Origin of the sequence: Streptomyces sp. NPDC102259 (genome assembly GCF_044766465.1) — a bacterium.
Taxonomy (GTDB): domain Bacteria; phylum Actinomycetota; class Actinomycetes; order Streptomycetales; family Streptomycetaceae; genus Streptomyces.
Map to the genome: position 1 here is coordinate 260,523 of NZ_JBIWMA010000003.1, position 16,420 is coordinate 276,942.

Genomic DNA, 16,420 nt, shown 5'->3' on the forward strand with positions numbered 1-16,420 from the left:
CCGATGCCGTCCGCCGAAACGCCCCCCTCGTCGGGCGGCTGCCCCGCCGGTCACGGCCGCCGCGCCTTCGTGAGGTCGGCGCTCGGCGCCGGAGCCGCCGGCGCGGTCCTGGCGGGCGGAGGATTCGCCCTCAGCCAGGCCGACGCGCCTCAGGCGCAGGCCGCGGACACCACGAACGCGACCAAGGTGCCCTTCCACGGTGCCCACCAGGCGGGCATCCTCACCCCCACTCCGACGGCGGCCACATTCGTCTCCTTCGCCGTCATCGCGCCGTCCCGCGCGGAACTGGCCGGCCTGTTCAGGACGATCACGGAGCGGGCCCGTTTCCTCACCGAGGGCGGTACCCCCGCCGACCTGGGCGTCGGCGCCCCGCCCTCCGACAACGGCATCCTCGGCCCGACCGTCCCCGCCGACGCGCTCACCGTCACCGTCGGCGTCGGCGCCTCCCTCTTCGACGAACGCTACGGCCTCGCCAAGGCCAAGCCGGCCCACCTCACACCGATGCGGACCTTCCCCAACGACAACCTCGACCCAGCTGAGTGTCACGGCGACCTCTCCCTGCAGATCTGCGGCAACCGCCAGGACATCGTGCTGCATGCGCTGCGCGACATCGCCAAGCACACCCGCGGCGCCATGCAGATCAAGTGGCGCATAGACGGGTTCCAGAACACCCCGCGTCCCACCGGCGCCCCGCGCAACCTGCTCGGCTTCAAGGACGGCATCGCCAACCCGGACGTCACCTCCACCCGTGAGACCAGCCGCGTGATCTGGGTCGGCGACGGCCAGGGCGAGCCCGCCTGGGCGAGGGGCGGCAGCTACCAGGTGATCCGCATCATCCGGATGCTGGTGGAGTTCTGGGACCGGGTGTCGCTCAGCGAGCAGGAGCTGATGTTCGGCCGCCGCAAGGACACCGGCGCCCCGCTGGACGGCGCCAAGGAGACCGACATCCCCCAGTACGCCAAGGACCCCAAGGGCAACGCGATCCCGCTGGACGCCCACATCCGGCTGGCCAACCCGCGCACCGCCGCCACTGACACCTCCCGCATCCTGCGCCGCGGTTACAACTACGACCGCGGCGTCGACAACGTCGGCAACCTCGACATGGGGCTGGTCTTCTGCTGCTACCAGCAGGACGTCAAACGGCAGTTCGAAGCCACCCAGACCCGCCTGATCGACGAACCCCTCGTCGACTACATCTCCCCCACCGGCGGCGGCTACTTCTATGCCCTGCCCGGTGCCCGCAACTCCTCCGACTGGCTCGGGCGCACCCTGCTGGAAGCATGAGCGGCGTCCTTCACCTGGTGGCGGGGCGGCTTCGGCGTTCAGGCGGCCCACACCCCGGTTGAAGCGGCGCAGCAGGAGGACAACGGTGGCGGCGCGGCCGGTGAGCAGGTCGACCAGCCAGTGACCGACGACGGTGACCCGGAATCTGCCCCTGACCACAGTGAGTTTGCGGCTGACGCCGACGGACACGGCGTGCGCCAGACCGTCGGCGACCTGGGGGACTGTGCAGTCGAGCTGGCCTCGGCCGGCCGGGCCCCGGTGTGTACCCGGCCGGGGAAGATGGAGTATTGAGATGCGAGAATCTAGGGTCGGCACGTGGCTTTCATCCTGGTGTGCGAAGACGACGCGGCGGTTCGTGGCATCCTCAGGCGTGCCCTGGAGCACGACGGGCACACCGTTTCCGTCGCTGCCACGGCAGACAGTCTGCTGCGGCAGCTCGCACCGGTGCCCCAGCTGGTCGTCCTGGACCTCGGGCTGCCGGACGCCGACGGCCGCGATGTCTGCCTGGCCCTGAGGGCTCGCGGCGTCGACGTGCCGGTGCTGATGCTCACCGCCCTGGACGGTCTGCATCACAAGGTGGGCGGCTTCGAGGCGGGCGCCGACGACTACATGACCAAACCTTTCGACATCCCGGAACTGCTGGTCCGCGTCCGGGCGCTGCTGCGCCGGGCCACCGTGGCGCCCGCATCGCACGAGGTCGTCCTCGATCCGGCGAAGCACATGGTGACCTACGATGCGGCGAGCATGAGCCTGACCCCGACCGAGTTCCGTCTGCTGGGCCGCCTGATCGCCTCGCAGGGCGACGCGGTGCGCCGCCATGCCCTCGTCGCCGCCGGCTGGCCGCACGGGGCGCACGTCAGCGACAACACCCTCGATTCCTATGTGCGCCGGCTGCGGACGAAGCTCGGTCCGCTGGGCGTGGCCGGGCGTCTGGCGACGGTCCGCGGTGTGGGTTACCGATGGCAGTGACGGGTTTCCGCAGAAGCGTCGTCGCGCTCACCGTCCTGATCGCCACCGCCGTGGTCGCCATCCTGGTCGTCGTCTCGCACGTGCTGCTGAGCAGGGTGACGGACGCCGACGCGCACGATCTGGCCCGGACGCGCGCCGAGGCGGTCGCGGCGAACGTCACCGCCAAGGGCGGCCGTGTCGTGCTCACGGAGAACGGCAGCGAGGCGCTGGACGAGGTCGCCTGGGTGTATGCCGACGGCCGCCTGGTCGACGGTAACGTACCGGCGAGCATGGTCGGGCGGGTCGAGGAGCTGGTGGACTCGGGGCGCTCGCAGACCGCGACCGTCGGCGACTCCCTCCTGTACGCGCGGCAGGTCCCCGTCGACGGCCACCACGTGATGGTGGTCGTCCGGGTGGACCTCACGCCTTATGAGACGTCCGAGCAGCGCAGTCTGACCTTGTCGCTGATCCTGGGCGGCCTCACGATCGTCCTCGCCGGCGGTGTCGCGCATCTCGTGGTGCACCGCGCGCTGCGGGTCGTGCACGAAATGGCCGCCCTCGCCGACGACTGGGGCCATCACGAACCCGGGCGCCGCTTCGACCTCGGCGTCCCCCGCGACGAGTTCGGGGAACTGGGACAGACCCTGGACCGCCTCCTGGAGCGCGTCGACAACGCGTTGGCGGACGAACGCCGGCTCACCGACGAGATCGCCCACGAACTGCGGACACCGCTCACCGTCCTGCGGGGCGAGGCGCAGCTGGCTCAGCTGTCCGGCGACCCGGTGCCGCCGGAGGCGGTACTGAGCGAGGTCGACCGCCTCGACGCGGCGATCACGACGATCCTGCGCGCCGCACGCGCCCGCACGGACGAGGGGACTCGGTGCGATCTGCGCTCCGCCGCGCGGCAGGCGATCGGCGATCGCGCGGTCGAGGTCGCCTTTCCCGCGAAGATCGAGGTGGCCGTGGCACCCGACGTCGCCGTGTCGCTGCTGTCCCCCCTGCTCGAGAACGGCCTGCGGCATGCGCAGACGCGTGTGTGGATCACCGCACGCAACCAGGGTGCGGCCGTCGTGGTCGATGTCCTGGACGACGGCCCGGGGTTCGATCCCGCGGATGTCGAGCGGGTCTTCGAGGCGGGTGTGACCGGCGGCGACGGATATGGGCTGGGGCTGCCGGTGGTCCGGCGCATCGCCGCCTCGGCCGGTGTGGAGGTCCGTGCGATCGCGGACGGCCGCGGGCACGTCGAGGTGACGCTCCCGGCCGTGCGTGCGATCACGTAGTCAGGTTGCTTGCAGGTTCCCCGCGTGAACCTGGCCGCATGACAACGACAGCGGAAACGCGCACGCGCAGCGGGCGCCTCATGCTCAACAAGGTCCCCGAGGTCACCATCTGGTTCTGGGTGATCAAGATCCTGTGCACCACTGTGGGTGAGAGCTTCGCCGACTGGATCAACATGAAGCTGGGCGTCGGCCTGGTGAACACGGCCTGGATCTTCACCGGGGTGTTCGTGGTGGTCCTGGCCGTCCAGCTGCGGCTGAAGCGGTACGTCCCGTTCCCCTACTGGCTGACCGTGGTCGTTGTCAGCGTCACGGGAACCCTGTACACCGACATCCTCACCGACCAGCTCAACGTGCCGCTGTGGATCAGCTCCGCGGTCTTCTCGGTGCTGCTCGCGGTGGTCTTCGGCGTGTGGTGGCTGCGCGAGCGGACGCTGTCGATCCACTCGGTCACCACGCTTCCGCGCGAGTCGTTCTACTGGCTCGCCGTACTCGTCACCTTCGCGCTCGGCACCGCGACCGGCGACTGGACGCTCGAGCTCACCGGCTGGAGCCCGGGCGCCTCGGTGTTGCTGCCGCTCGGCCTCATCGCCGCGATCACACTGCTGTGGAAGTTCGGCGCGAACCCGGTGCTGTCCTTCTGGCTCGCCTACATCCTGACCCGCCCGCTGGGCGCGAACATCGGCGACTGGCTCGCCTCCCCGAAGGTCGCCCAGCCGGGCGAGCCGACCGGCCTCGCGCTGGGCACCTTCACCACCAGTCTGATCTTCCTCGGCCTGATCCTGGCGACCGTGGTCTACCTGACGGTGACGCGCTCGGACGTGACCGAGACCTACGACGCCGCCCACGCCGTCCACGCCACCGGCGACCTGCGAAAGGAACGCGTCGGCCTGGCCGGCTTCGCGCTGCTTGCCGTCGCCACCGCAGGCCTGCTGATCTGGGCCCACGGCCAGCCGCACACCGGCCCGGCACCGGAGGAGGACAACACCTCCGCGGTCCAGATGGCCCCCGGTGAGGCGGTGAAGAAGTTCCCGCCCGCCAAGGTCGCCGCCCTGAAGGCTCTCGCCTCCACCTCGCTCAAGGACGCACGCTCGGGGAACGCGAAGGGTGCGCACACGGCCGCACAGTCGCTGCGTGACCTGTGGGATGCCGACCAGGCCTCGCTGGAGCCGCTGGACCCGACCGGATGGGACTCCGTCGACGCCCAGATGGACAAGGTGCTGGGGACCTTCGGCATCGATCACTCGAACCCGCCCATGCCGCCCGCGCAGCAGGAGAAGGAACTGAGCGCCCTCCTGACGGACATGGGCTGACCGGCCACCCCGTCTCCGCGAACGCCGTCGGGGCGGTCGAAGCCGGTGTTGACGGCTCCGACCGCCCCGTGTCCCACACAGGTGGGGGGCATCCCGGTCCGCGGTCTCACCTCATGCCGCGGCGTGCGCGCCCCTGTCGCGTTGTGACACGGCCAGGTAGCCGACGAATCCGATGATCGCCACCGTCCAGGCGAGGGTGACCGGTGCCAGGCCGAGGTCGAGACCGCCGCGGGTGTGGGGGAGGGCCATCCAGTCGGCGAGGGAGGCTCCGAGGGGGCGGGTGATGACGTAGGCGGTCCAGAAAGCGGTCACCGCGCCGAGGGTGCCGAAGCGGTGGGCCAGGGCGGGTACGCAGATCGCGGCCGCGAAGAGAGCGACCGAGCCCAGGTAGCCGAAGCCGACCGTGGCCGTGAGATCGCCCGCGGCGGTACCGAGGGCGAAGGTGGCCAGGACGGCCGCCCAATAGAACGCCTCGCGGCGCCGGGACCGGATCGTGTGGATGGAGAGGGTCCGCTCGCTCGCGTACCAGAGAGCGAAGACCACGGCCAGTACGACGAGGAACGCCGGCGTCGAGACGGCGTACGGCACGCCGAGGCCCACGTGCAGGACATCGGCGGCCATGGTGCCGAAAACGCTGACCATGACGACGGCGGTCCAGTAGGCCCAGGCGACATACCGGCGGAGCGTGAACTGCACGGCCAGGGACGCCACGAGGGCGAGGCCGCCGAGCGCCACCGCCGGGATCGGACCGAGCGTGCGGGCCAGGAGGTCCGACGCCGTCTCGCCCATACCGGTGGTCAGCACCTTGATGATCCAGAAATAGACGGTCACCTCCGGCACCTTGTTCGCCAGTTGCCGTGCGGGGGTGAGGGGGCGTTCGTCGAGGACAGGTTCTGCGGTCATGATCCGCACGATCGCACTCCGAGCATGAACGCAACCTGAATGGGGCCGCTACGCCGTTCGGGCCCTCTCGTGTGGGCTGCGGGCCGCCGTCCCCTCACCGTGGACAGGGGTGGAGGGAGACGACTCCTCTCACCCGTCTCTAACCGACGAGCCGTACGGTGCAGTGGCCTCCTACGAGGTGTAGGAGATCATTTTTCCGGGGCGCGTGACGACGAAAGGTGCAGGATGGCCGACGGCCCGAACGTCACGTTGACCGGTGCCTCTCGCACCGGCTTCCCGCCGTGGACGGCCCGGCCTCGGCACCGGTGGGGCGAACCTTGGCTCGCGGCGGTCGCGGGAGCTTTCACGCTCGCCCAGATCGTCCTCGTACGACCGGATCTTGGTCTCGGCTGGGACGAGACGGTCTACGTCAGCCAGGTCAGCGGCCAGGTTCCCGCCGCCTTCTTCAGCGCGCCCCGCGCCCGTGGCATCTCCCTGCTCGCCGCGCCGATCGCGTCGTGGTCCGACTCCACCGCCCTTCTCAGGGGCTACCTGGCGGTCCTCTCCGGTCTGGGCCTCTACTTCGCGCTGCGCGTCTGGCGAGCCCACGTCATGCCGCGCGTCCTGGCGCTGGCGGGTGCCCTGTTCGCCTCCCTCTGGGTGACCTTGTTCTACGGCCCGCAGGCCATGCCCAACTACTGGGTCGCCGTCGGTGCCCTGGCCTGCGTCGGCTGCTTCCTGCGGGTCCGCGCGAACGCAGGGGACCGGGCAGCCTGGTGGGGTGTGTTCGCGGGCGCGGCACTGATGGCGTGGATGCGCCCTATGGACGCCGTGTACGTGGTGCTTCCCCTGCTCGCCCTCGCCCTCGCCCTGCGCCGCCCCCGCCTCCTCGCCGTGCTGGTCGCCGGCCTGCTGGCCGGCGCCGGTGAGTGGGTGATCGAGGCATACATGAGCTACGACGGCCTCGCGCAACGCCTCTCCGACGCCTCCCGCATCCAGGGCGGCCTCGGTCTGCACCTGGCAGTCGTCGACCAGTTGCACAGTCTCGGCGGGCGTACCCTCTGCCGCCCCTGCACCGGATCGGCCCCCAACCCGGTGGTGACCCTGTGGTGGTTCGCGCTGCCCGCCCTCGCCGCGCTCGGCGCCGTCACCGCCGTCCGCGCCCGACGCGCCCTGCCCGTCCTGCTGCCGCTGGCCTGCGCGGCCACGGCCGCCGTCCCCTACCTGTTCCTCATCGGCTACGCAGCCCCCCGCTTCCTGCTGCCCGCCTACGCCCTGCTCGCCCTCCCTGTCGCCCACGGCCTCGCTCACCTGGTCGGCGCCCCGACCCGGGGGAGCGCGCGCATCGTCGCCGTGAGCCTCGTCGCGGCCTGTCTGGCGGCTCATCTGGCCGTGCAGTACGTCGTCCTGGAACACACCGTGCGCAGTTCCGCCGCCAACCGAGACAACTGGTCCCGCACCGCCTCAGCCCTCCACACGCTCGGCGTGCGGCCACCGTGCCTGCTCAGCGGTTACGAGGCCGTGCCCATCGCCTTCTACACCGGTTGCGGCTCGGCACAGACCAGCGGCCACGACACCAGCACCACCGCGGCCGCACTGGTCCGGGCCGCCCACCGGACCCCCCTCGCCGTCCTCACCCAGCCCGGCGACCGTCCGCCCGCCTACGCGCGCACCTGGCCCATGAAGCGGGCCGGCGTTCTCCACGCCTACGTCGCTCCCGTCGTCCGGCAGGGGCGGTGACGGCGGTGACCGTGACCGACAGCGTGACCATGTCCGACAAGGTGACCGTGACCGCGGGCAGGCGCCACTACGTCCAGCTGGGCATCACCCTCGTGGTGCTCCTCGCCGCCGGCGCCATCCTCGCGGCGCACCGGGCCACCCTCGACAGCGGTACCGACCAACTGGCCGCAGCCGACGGGGAATGGCTCGTGCTCGCCTGCTTCGCCACCGTCGCCACGTGGGTGTGCGCGGCTGTGGCGCAGCAGGGGGCGGTCGTCGAGCGGCTGCCGAAGGGACGGCTGGTGGCCGCTCAGTTCGCGGCGTGCGCCGCCAACCACCTCCTGCCCGCGGGAGCCGGGGCGAGCTTGGTCAACCTGCGGTTCCTGACCCGGTGCGGCCTGTCCACCAGGCGCTCGGCGACCGCGCTGGCGGTGAAGGCGGCTGTCGGCGGGATCGTCCGGTGCGTGCTCGGCGTCGCCCTGCTGGTGGCCTCACCGGGCGCTGTCCCGCTGTCGGCGCGGGTCCCGCACGCGCTGGTCCTGGTGCCGGTGATGGCGGCAGCCGTCGTGCCGGCGGTGATGACCAACGGTCGGATCAGGCGGGCGGTGCGGCGGGCCGTGACCGACGTGCGGGAGGTGCATCGCTCCCGAGGGCGGGCCTGCGCGCTGTGGGGCGGCTCGGTCGCGTTCGCGTTGCTGCACGCGGGAGTGGTCGTCGCCGTGGTCCACGCGCTCGGCCTCACGTTGCCCACCAGCCATGTGGTGATGGCGTACCTCGTGGCCAGCGGGGCGGCGGCCCTGCTTCCCACGCCCGGTGGGCTGGGGTCGCTGGACGCCGCGCTCGCCTTCGCGCTCACGGCCGCCGGAGCGCCGGGGCAGACGGCGATCTCGGCGGTCATCGGCTACCGCCTGCTCACCGGATGGCTGCCGATGGCACCGGGGCTGCTGGTCCTGGGGTTGCTCGCCCGCCGTTCGGCGCTCTGAAACGGCGGAACGCCCTTGCACGGTCCGCTCCAACGGCCCTGCATGTCCCTGCCCTCAGCGACGTGGCAGCCGTTTCATCGGCCGCCTCGCCCTGCGTGGCGATCCGGTCGGCGGGCGGTGCAGGCGATGGCGGGCGACGAGTTCGAGCGTCACCGCGACCGCGACGGACTGCACTGCCATGAGCGCGATCAGGACGAACAACTGCACCGCCCCGGCCATCACGGGACTCGCCCCTGCCATCAGCATGCCGACGAAAGCACCGGGGAGGGTGACCAACCCGACCGTCCGAGTCTGGTCGAGGCCCGGCAGGAGTGCCTCTGATGCCGCCGGGCGTGCGATCTCCATGCGCGCGTCCCGGTCCAGGAAGCCCAGTGCCATCGCGGCTTCCACCTCTCCATGGCGCTGGGTCAGTTCGTCCAGGGCACGACGTCCGGCGAGGACGGTCACGGTGAGTGCGCCGCCGATGAGGATGCCCGTGATCGGGATCAGTGCTATGCCGCGCAGCGGGACGAGCCCCGTCAGCAGCAGTGCCGCGACGACCGGCACCACGCCGGCGGCGATCGGGGCGGCCGTGAGCCACCAGGTGTGGTCGCTGGTGATTCGCCGTCCGGCCGTACGCACCGCCACCGAGAACATGACGGCAAGGAACGCCAGCAGCCCTGCCACGGACTTGACGGCCCACGCGATGACCACCGACACGACGGCGAGCTGGGCCGCGGCCCGCAGCCCGGCGACGAGGATCTCCCTGGCCCGGCTCTTGTACGGGTACGGATCGAGATGGAACCGCCCCGCGACCACGGCCGCCGCCAGGAGCAGAGCGGCGAGCAGGACGCCGAGGGTGATGTTGACCGGGACGAGGGAAGCCGCACTCGACGTCACGTTCTCCACCTGTCCTTGCCCGCGGACACGTCAGCCGCTTCTCAACCCACCGGATCCGGCGGCCGTTCCAGCCGGTATCCGTGCCCTCGCAGCGTAGTGATCTCCGGAAGGCGGGCAGGGCCGCCCCCCGCCTGCACCGCCTCGGTCAGTCTGCGTCGCAGGCCCGCCATCGTCACGTCGAGAGTCTTGGTGGGTCCGAACCAGTTCTCGTCCCACACCTCGGCCATCAACGTCTCCCGCGACACCGCCTCGCCGACCCGCTCGGCCAGCACCGCGAGCAGGTCGAACTCCTTGGCCCGCAGGGGGATTTCGACACCGTGCAGCGCGCATCGCCGGGCCGAGACGTCGACGACCAGATCGCCCAGCCGCACCGGCTTCCGGACCGGGGCGGCCACTGCCTGCCGCCGCAGATGCGCTCGCAGCCGGGCGAGCAGCACGGTCATGCTGAACGGTTTGACGAGATAGTCGTCGGCCCCGGCATCCAGTCCGGCGATGACGTCGATGTCCTCGGTCCGCGCGGTCAGCACGACGATCAACAGATCGGGGAGGCGGGCCCGCAGATCCCGGGCCACGTCCAGGCCGTCCATGTCGGGCAGCCCCAGGTCCAGCAGCAGCACGTCGTACGGTGCCCGCGCGGCCTCGGCCAGCGCTCCCGCCCCCGTACGGCACCAGGTCGGCGCGTAGTCGTGGCCGCGCAGGCCGGCATCCAGATGGCGGCCGATGGTGTCGTCGTCCTCGACGACGAGGACACGGTGGTGGTAGCGGTCTGCTGCGGCGGGCGTGCGCATGGACGACAGCCTAGGAGTGGACAGGGTGGCGAGCCCGTCGTACGCGCGGGGAGTGTTCACAGGTCGCGGAGCTCCTCCACGGCGGGGCGTCGGGTGGTGCGGATGCCGTTGAGGGCCGCGGCGAGGATGGCGGCGACGGCGGCGGTGCCGGTGAGTGCGAGGTAGGTGCCGGGGACCGAGAGGCCGGCGGGTGGGGGATCGAAGACGCCGGTCAGGACCTTGACCAGCATCTGTGACAGGGCCCAGCCGATCAGGGCGCCTCCGGCGAGACCGCCGGCGGCCAGCAGCAGGGCCTCGGTGAGGACCATGCCGCGCAGGTGGCGTGCCCGTGCGCCGAGGACCGTGGCGATCGCGAAGGTACGGCGGCGTTCGGCGAGCCCGAGGGCGAGGACGAGCCCGCCGGCTCCCGCGGCCAGCAGTACCGCGAAGGCGAGTTCGATGCGCGTCAGGCCCGCCAGATCGACCGAGGTCAGGCTGGTGCCGACGGTGCCGCGGGTCTGGGTGAGGTCGGTGACGGTGGCACCGGTGCCGAGCTGCCGGTGCAGCTGAGCGGCGATCTGCTTCTGGTGGCTGCCGCCGGTGTCGAGGAGGAAGGCGCCCACCGCGTCGCTGCCGGTGGCCTTGGCGATGTAGGAGGCGTTGGCGACGAAGAAGCTGTCCTTGGGGGCGGTGGGGAACTCCTTGGCGATGCCCGCGTAGTGGAAGGGGACCGTGTGCAGGGCTTTGGTGCGGGCGTCCTGGACGCGCAGGTTGACGGTGTCGCCGGGGGAGAGCTGGAAGTCGTTGACCGTCTCGACGCTGACCAGCAGGTTGTCCGGGTGCTGGGCAAGTCGTTGCATCAGCTGCCGGGCGGTGCCGCCGGCGAAGTAGGCGTCCTGGAGCGAGGTGGCCCTTGCGATGGTGTCCGGGCGGACGCCGTAGAGGTCCTGGAGGTCGGAGCCGACGTAGGCGAAGCGGTGCTGGAGGGGTTCGACGTGCCGGACACCCGAGATCTTCAGGGCCGCGCCGGAAGCGGGTGGGACCTGGGCTCCGGGCGGTTCGGTGACGGTGACGTCGGCGCCGTTGGTGAGCCGGGCGTCGACCTCGGCCTGTTGCTGGTACGTGGCGTTGAAGACGGCGGTGGACACGGCGAAGGAGACGGCCAGGGCGAGCAGCACCACCGAGCGGGCGAGCGGTCGTCGGCGCCGGGTCAGTACGGCCGCCGTGGTCCCGGCCAAGGTCGCGGTCAGCGGGCGGGCCAGCCGGGTCAGAACGGGACGGCCACGGGTGAGGACCAGCAAGGTCAGGCGCCACAGCAGCAGGGCCGCGCCGATCCAGAGCAGGGCCGGGCCGAGGAAGGCCCAGTACGACACGGAGATGCTGGGAACACCCTCGGGGGCGAGGACCAGCGCGTACTGGTTGCCGGAAGAGGCACGGAAGACCAGCCACGAGCCGATCAGGAGCACGAAGTCCAGGCCGTACCGCAGCCACCAGGGCGACCGGGAGGGGCGTACGCCCTCCTGTTTGCGGGTGTCGGCGACGGTGACTGAGCGCAGGTCCCGCCACGCTGGGACGAGCACGGCTCCGGCGGCCACCGCTGCTCCCAGTGCGAAGGCGATCGCGTACCAGACGGTCCACGTCCCCGCGCTCGCGCCGAACGAGGCCGTGCCGAAGGCGAGACGGCCGGTGAGCGCGGCGACCCCCAGCCCCGCGAGGCCCCCGGCGAGGCCGATGAGGGCGGCTTCCAGGCCCGCGAGGCCGGTGATCTGGCGGGGCCGCAGCCCGCGCAGTCGCAGCAACCCCTGTTCCTGGCGCCGCCGTTCGCCGCCGGCCGAGGCGACCGCCGCCGTCAGCGCGGCCGCCAGGGCCGCGCCTGGCACGCCGAGGAAGAGGAAGAGGATCTGGGCGTACAGGGCGTCCTGGCGGGCGGAGTCGAGAGCGGCGCCGATGTTGTTGCCGACCAGGGCGGTGCCTGCGGAGCGTGCTTCCAGGTTGTGTGCGGCACCGGTGACCGAGGAGAACGCGGCGGCCGGGTCGGAGGGCAGCCGGGTGTTGTCGCGGTCGACGTGGATCTGGGTGGTGACGGCGGTGGCGCCGCGGGTGAGGGAGGCGAACCGGGCGGTGGGCAGCAGGACGACGTTGTCCGGGGGCGCGGTCGGCTGCGACTGGCTGGGGGCACCGACGGTCTGGAAGAGGGAGTCGGCCTGCGGCAGGTCGACCACGCCGTCCACCTTCACCCGGTGCAGGCCGGCACCGGGAAGCCGGATGGTGATGGTGTCACCCGGGGCGGCGTGCAGGTTGGAGGCGGTCTGCTGGGCCAGCAGGACGCCGGTGGAGGAGCCCGACAGCGTACGGACGGCGTCCGGGAAGCGGGCCCGGTAGCCGTCGGGCAGCCCGAGGGCGACACCGGGGCCGGTGGTCTGGGTGCTGCCCTGCACGCGGGCGGTGAAGCCGCTGGTGTGGGCGAAGCCGACCGGCAGCGCGGCGCGCGTGCCGGGGGTCTTCTGGACGAGGGACAGGACGGCGTTCGGGTCGGCGCCCGGCTGCACCTGGACCTGCCAGTCCACGGCGACCGAGCGCAGGGCGCGCTGGGTCATGGTCGCCTTGGACGCGGTGAGGAAGGAGCCGAGCGCGGCGACGAGGGCGACCGCGAGCGTGACACCTGCCAGGGCGGCCAGCAGCCGGCCGGTGCGGTGGCGGGCCAGTCCACTGGCCCATGCGGTGATCATGACACCTCCTCGGGTGCGAGCAGTCGTCCGTCGCGCATGCTGCGCCGGACGGTGAGCCGGGCGGCGACGGCCGGATCGTGGGTGGTGACGACGAGCGCCGCACCGGTGTGGTCGGCGGCCGTCAGCAGGGCGTCCAGGACACGGGTGCCGGTGGCGTGGTCGAGGCGGCCGGTGGGTTCGTCGGCGAGGATCAGGCGAGGTGCCTGGGCCAGCACCCGGGCGGCGGCCACCCGTTGGGCCTGGCCGCCGGAGATCTCCTCGGGCAGCCGTTCGGCGAGGTCGGCGGCGTTCACCAGGGCGAGCGCGGCGAGGGCGGTCCGCCTGGCCTCGTCCTCGGCGCGGTCGGTGAGGACCAGTGGCAGGGCGGTGTTCTCGGCGACGTTCAGGGCGGGGATCAGGCTGTCGCCCTGGAAGACGAGGCCGATGTCGTACGGCCCGAGGGAGGCGGCGCGGGTGACGGTGCCGCGGGTGGGCTGTTCGAGTCCGGCGATCAGATGGAGCAGCGAGCTCTTGCCCGATCCCGAGGGGCCGACCACCGCGAGCCGGTCCCCGGCCCGGATCTCCAGGTCGGCGCCCTGCACGGCCACGACCGCCTGGGCTCCCCGGCCGAAGGTCAGGGCCGCGTCCGTGCAGCTGACGAGCACGTCATCCGACGACATCGTGTGCCCCCTCACGGTCGTGCGGCGGCGGGGCACTGGTGGCCCTGCCGTCTGTCAGCGTGATCACCCGGTCCGCGACCCGGACCGCCTCCGCGCTGTGCGTGACGAGCAGCACCGCGCAGCCTTCCGTGGCCCGCTCCCGCAGCAGTGAAAGCACCAACTGTTCGGTCTCGCCGTCCAGCTCACCGGTCGGTTCGTCGGCGAGCAGGACGGCGGGCGCGTTGGCCAGGGCGACGGCGAGCCCTGCCCGGGCCAGCTCGCCGCCGGACAGCTGCCGGGGCAGGGCACGTGCCCGCCCGGCCAGCCCGACCTGCGCCAGCAGGGTCTGGGCCCGGACGGGGGCCCTGCGGCCCTGCGCCCGCTGCGGCAGGCGGACGTTGTCGAGCACGTTCAGGTGGGGCAGCAGATTGCGGGTCTGCAGCAGGACGCCGATGTGCCGGGCACGCAGCCGGGCCCGCTCGGTCTCCGGCCGGTGGCTGATCCGTACGTCCCCCACGTGGACCTCGCCGCCGGAGGGTTCGTCGAGTCCGGCCAGGCATGCCAGCAGAGTCGACTTTCCGGCCCCGGACGGTCCCACCACCGCGACGGTCTCACCGCGTCGCACCGTCAGGGACACCCCGCGCAGCGCGAGCGTCTCCTCCTCGCCGGCGCGGTAGAAGCGGTACAGCTCTCGGGCCGTCAGCACATCGTCGGCCGAGCCGCGGGAGTCGTACGAGTCGACGGGCATCGCGCTCACCGCCACGAGAAGGAGTCGCTGACGATGCGCCAGGGATCGACGTTGTCCGCCTTGACCGGGCCGGACAGGGTCAGGTCGACCTCGTGCCCCGCGCGATAGAAGGCATACCGTTCGAACGCGTCCCGCACGACCTTGCCGGTCACCGGGTCCTTCGCCGAGTCGCCCTGGTAGGTCAGCAGGACCACGCGGCCGGAGCGCCGCGTCACCTCCGACACCTTGGGAGCGGCGAACTTCGGTACCTGGGAGCGCAGTTGCGGTACCACCCTGTTGGTGACCGAGCCGGTCGTCGGCGCGCTGTTGGCGGAGACCGCCGTGATCTTCACGGTGTTGAGCTTGTCCGTGAACACGGTGGTGCTGCCCTGGTCGGTGCGGGCCCAGCCCTCGGGCACCTTGACCGTGAAGCCGGTGAAGGAACCGCCGCTCGGCCGGTAGGCGACGAACGCCTGGTTGTCGGGGATGTCACCGGGAGGGTTGGACTCGGTGGGCGCCGCGTTGTTCTGCCCGCCGCCCCCTCCGCCGCCTCCGGAGGAGGAACCGGCCGTGGGAGCGGCCGGGGACGTCGTCGAACCGGAGCCCGAACCCGACCCTGACCCCGTCCCGGAACAGCCCGCGGTCACCGCTGCCACGAAGGCCAGTCCGACGACCGCGTACGTCCGTGTGCGTGCTGCCATGACCACTGCCCTCCAGGGGAGTCCTCGGACCGGACGATCCACAGCACCGACGCTAGGGAGAGGCCGGTTAACGCCCTGCCCGTCGCGGGTTAGAGGACGGCAAAAGCGGGTGGCGCATCGCGTCCGCCCAGGTGAACGGCCCGCATGATGGGGTCATGAGACAGCGTGTGGTGCGAGTCGCCCTGACCGCCGCTCTGGTCGCCGTCGTCCTCCTCGCCGTCCCGCTCGCCCTGGCCATCAGGTCGTCCCTGTACGCCGGCCAGCGCGACACGCTGGAGCGGTCCGCCCTGGCCGGGGCCGTACGTGTGAGCCCGGACTACGCGACCGGCGACCCGGTGGAACTACCCAAGCCCCCGGCGGGCGGGCACCTCGGTCTGTACGACCCGCAGTCGCGGCTGCGGGCGGGCAGCGGCCCCCGTTCGGGCGATGCCCCGGTCCGTCGCGCCCTGGGCGGAGAGGCCGTGCGGGGCCGCTCGGGCGGTGATCTGGTGGTCACCGTGCCCGTCTCCCACGCCGAGAAGGTGATCGGCGTCGTGCGGGTCTCGTCCCCCGTGGCCTCCGTGCGCGATCGCGTCCTCGTCGCGTGGGCGGTGCTGCTGGGGGTGGCGGCGTTGGCGCTGGCCGTCGCTGTCGTCGTCGCCCGCCGTCAGGCACGCGCCCTGGCAGCCCCGTTGGAGGATCTCTCCCGCCACTGCCGGGCCGTGACCGAGGGCGACCTGAACGCCCGGGCAGCCCCGAGCAGCATCGCCGAGATCGACCAGGTCGCCCGCACCCACAACGAGATGCTGCACAGCCTCTCCGAACTCCTTCGCCACGAACGCGACTTCACCGCCAACGCCTCCCACCAGCTGCGCACCCCGCTCACCGGCCTGCAACTCGCCCTGGAGGCGGGCCTCGCCCAGGACGACGACGCCGGGCTGCGACCCGTCCTGACCGAAGCACTGGCCACCACCCACCGACTGCACCACACGGTGGAGGAGGTGCTGCGTCTGTCGGGTGCCGGCAAGGTGTCTCCCTCCGCCGCCGGGAAGATCACGGTGGGGCAGCTGCTGCGGGATGCCGAGGAACGCTGGCACGGCCTGTTCGCCCGGGACGGCAGACGCCTGGAGTGCGCCGCACGGGACACACCGACCGATGTGCTGGTCCCGGCCTCGCCTGTGTCGGAGGTGCTCGGAAATCTGCTGGACAACGCCCGCGTGCATGGGCGCGGCACCGTCCGGGTCGCCGTGCGGGACCTGGAGGACGCCCTCGCCTTCGACGTGAGTGACGAGGGTGCCGTGGCGGGCGAGCCGGCCCGGCTGTTCGACCGGGGGCACACCGGGGGCGGACCGGGGGCGGGCATCGGCCTGGCCCTCGCCCGTGACCTGGCCGTCTCGCTCGGCGGCAGGATCTCCCTGACCAGTGCTCGCCCCGCCACCTTCACCTTGCTCATTCCCGTCGACCGGGACGAGGCACCAGAGTCGTCCGGGTGAGAGGGCCGTGCTGCGCCGCCCTGCCGGTCGTGGCTCACTCGGCATGCGCATGCCGAATTGGTCCGGCGGTGCCGTACTCGAAGCCTGGCCGGAACGGACGC

At 72.1% G+C, this 16,420-nt stretch carries 14 protein-coding genes; 7 read left to right on the forward strand and 7 right to left on the reverse strand.

Annotation, left to right across the window (positions count from 1 at the left end):
* Positions 1–3 precede the first annotated feature (3 nt).
* The 4 genes from efeB to ACIRPU_RS09900 all read left to right on the forward strand — a co-directional run bounded on the left by efeB (position 4) and on the right by ACIRPU_RS09900 (position 4,822).
* Complete coding sequence (efeB, locus tag ACIRPU_RS09885) at positions 4–1,284, forward strand: iron uptake transporter deferrochelatase/peroxidase subunit (protein ID WP_403864140.1); 1,281 nt, start codon at positions 4–6, stop codon at positions 1,282–1,284.
* Between the two features lie 315 nt (positions 1,285–1,599).
* Positions 1,600–2,253 (forward strand): response regulator transcription factor, encoded by a 654-nt coding sequence (locus ACIRPU_RS09890; protein WP_403864143.1) that lies wholly within the window; start codon positions 1,600–1,602, stop codon positions 2,251–2,253.
* Positions 2,244–3,512, forward strand: a complete 1,269-nt coding sequence (locus ACIRPU_RS09895) for a sensor histidine kinase (RefSeq protein WP_398645761.1) — start codon at positions 2,244–2,246, stop codon at positions 3,510–3,512. Before ACIRPU_RS09890 ends, ACIRPU_RS09895 begins: the two co-directional genes overlap by 10 nt.
* Before the next feature lie 38 nt (positions 3,513–3,550).
* On the forward strand, positions 3,551–4,822 hold the full coding sequence (locus tag ACIRPU_RS09900; RefSeq protein WP_403864146.1) for a hypothetical protein: 1,272 nt from the start codon (positions 3,551–3,553) through the stop codon (positions 4,820–4,822).
* A 111-nt stretch (positions 4,823–4,933) separates the two neighbouring features.
* Here the strand turns inward: ACIRPU_RS09900 and ACIRPU_RS09905 are convergent, their stop codons facing one another.
* Positions 4,934–5,725, reverse strand: a complete 792-nt coding sequence (locus tag ACIRPU_RS09905) for a hypothetical protein (RefSeq protein ID WP_403864149.1) — start codon at positions 5,723–5,725, stop codon at positions 4,934–4,936.
* Positions 5,726–5,950: 225 nt separating this feature from the next.
* Here ACIRPU_RS09905 and ACIRPU_RS09910 point away from each other — a divergent pair, with 225 nt between their 5' ends.
* On the forward strand, positions 5,951–7,444 hold the full coding sequence (locus tag ACIRPU_RS09910; protein ID WP_403864152.1) for a hypothetical protein: 1,494 nt from the start codon (positions 5,951–5,953) through the stop codon (positions 7,442–7,444).
* Positions 7,445–7,473: 29 nt separating this feature from the next.
* Entirely contained in the window at positions 7,474–8,406 is a 933-nt protein-coding gene (locus tag ACIRPU_RS09915; RefSeq protein ID WP_403865062.1) for a YbhN family protein, read from the forward strand.
* A 54-nt stretch (positions 8,407–8,460) separates the two neighbouring features.
* On the opposite strand, the gene ACIRPU_RS09920 is transcribed toward ACIRPU_RS09915, so the two are convergent.
* Genes ACIRPU_RS09920 through ACIRPU_RS09945 form a run of 6 tightly spaced genes read right to left on the reverse strand, consistent with a single transcriptional unit; the run spans position 8,461 to position 14,847 of the window.
* Complete coding sequence (locus ACIRPU_RS09920) at positions 8,461–9,285, reverse strand: ABC transporter permease (RefSeq protein WP_403864155.1); 825 nt, start codon at positions 9,283–9,285, stop codon at positions 8,461–8,463.
* Positions 9,286–9,326: 41 nt separating this feature from the next.
* Complete coding sequence (locus tag ACIRPU_RS09925; RefSeq protein ID WP_403865065.1) at positions 9,327–10,073, reverse strand: response regulator transcription factor; 747 nt, start codon at positions 10,071–10,073, stop codon at positions 9,327–9,329.
* A gap of 56 nt (positions 10,074–10,129) precedes the next feature.
* Complete coding sequence (locus ACIRPU_RS09930) at positions 10,130–12,781, reverse strand: FtsX-like permease family protein (protein ID WP_403864158.1); 2,652 nt, start codon at positions 12,779–12,781, stop codon at positions 10,130–10,132.
* The gene (locus ACIRPU_RS09935; RefSeq protein WP_403864161.1) at positions 12,778–13,440 is read right to left on the reverse strand and encodes an ABC transporter ATP-binding protein; all 663 of its coding nucleotides are present in this window, start codon (positions 13,438–13,440) and stop codon (positions 12,778–12,780) included. Before ACIRPU_RS09935 ends, ACIRPU_RS09930 begins: the two co-directional genes overlap by 4 nt.
* Complete coding sequence (locus ACIRPU_RS09940) at positions 13,427–14,167, reverse strand: ABC transporter ATP-binding protein (RefSeq protein WP_403864164.1); 741 nt, start codon at positions 14,165–14,167, stop codon at positions 13,427–13,429. Before ACIRPU_RS09940 ends, ACIRPU_RS09935 begins: the two co-directional genes overlap by 14 nt.
* 5 nt (positions 14,168–14,172) lie before the next feature.
* Positions 14,173–14,847, reverse strand: coding sequence for a hypothetical protein (locus tag ACIRPU_RS09945; RefSeq protein ID WP_403864167.1), 675 nt, complete (start codon positions 14,845–14,847; stop codon positions 14,173–14,175).
* 155 nt (positions 14,848–15,002) lie between these two features.
* Between ACIRPU_RS09945 and ACIRPU_RS09950 the strand changes: the two genes are divergently transcribed.
* Positions 15,003–16,319, forward strand: a complete 1,317-nt coding sequence (locus ACIRPU_RS09950) for an ATP-binding protein (RefSeq protein WP_403864170.1) — start codon at positions 15,003–15,005, stop codon at positions 16,317–16,319.
* Positions 16,320–16,420: the final 101 nt, after the last annotated feature.

Coding starts and splice junctions, on each gene's coding strand:
- efeB (WP_403864140.1), top strand. CDS start 4: ATGCCGTCCGCCGAAACGCCCCCCTCGTCGGGCGGCTGCCCCGCCGGT.
- ACIRPU_RS09895 (WP_398645761.1), top strand. CDS start 2,244: ATGGCAGTGACGGGTTTCCGCAGAAGCGTCGTCGCGCTCACCGTCCTG.
- ACIRPU_RS09900 (WP_403864146.1), top strand. CDS start 3,551: ATGACAACGACAGCGGAAACGCGCACGCGCAGCGGGCGCCTCATGCTC.
- ACIRPU_RS09905 (WP_403864149.1), bottom strand. CDS start 5,725: ATGACCGCAGAACCTGTCCTCGACGAACGCCCCCTCACCCCCGCACGG.
- ACIRPU_RS09910 (WP_403864152.1), top strand. CDS start 5,951: ATGGCCGACGGCCCGAACGTCACGTTGACCGGTGCCTCTCGCACCGGC.
- ACIRPU_RS09915 (WP_403865062.1), top strand. CDS start 7,474: ATGTCCGACAAGGTGACCGTGACCGCGGGCAGGCGCCACTACGTCCAG.
- ACIRPU_RS09925 (WP_403865065.1), bottom strand. CDS start 10,073: ATGCGCACGCCCGCCGCAGCAGACCGCTACCACCACCGTGTCCTCGTC.
- ACIRPU_RS09930 (WP_403864158.1), bottom strand. CDS start 12,781: ATGATCACCGCATGGGCCAGTGGACTGGCCCGCCACCGCACCGGCCGG.
- ACIRPU_RS09935 (WP_403864161.1), bottom strand. CDS start 13,440: ATGTCGTCGGATGACGTGCTCGTCAGCTGCACGGACGCGGCCCTGACC.
- ACIRPU_RS09940 (WP_403864164.1), bottom strand. CDS start 14,167: ATGCCCGTCGACTCGTACGACTCCCGCGGCTCGGCCGACGATGTGCTG.
- ACIRPU_RS09945 (WP_403864167.1), bottom strand. CDS start 14,847: ATGGCAGCACGCACACGGACGTACGCGGTCGTCGGACTGGCCTTCGTG.
- ACIRPU_RS09950 (WP_403864170.1), top strand. CDS start 15,003: ATGAGACAGCGTGTGGTGCGAGTCGCCCTGACCGCCGCTCTGGTCGCC.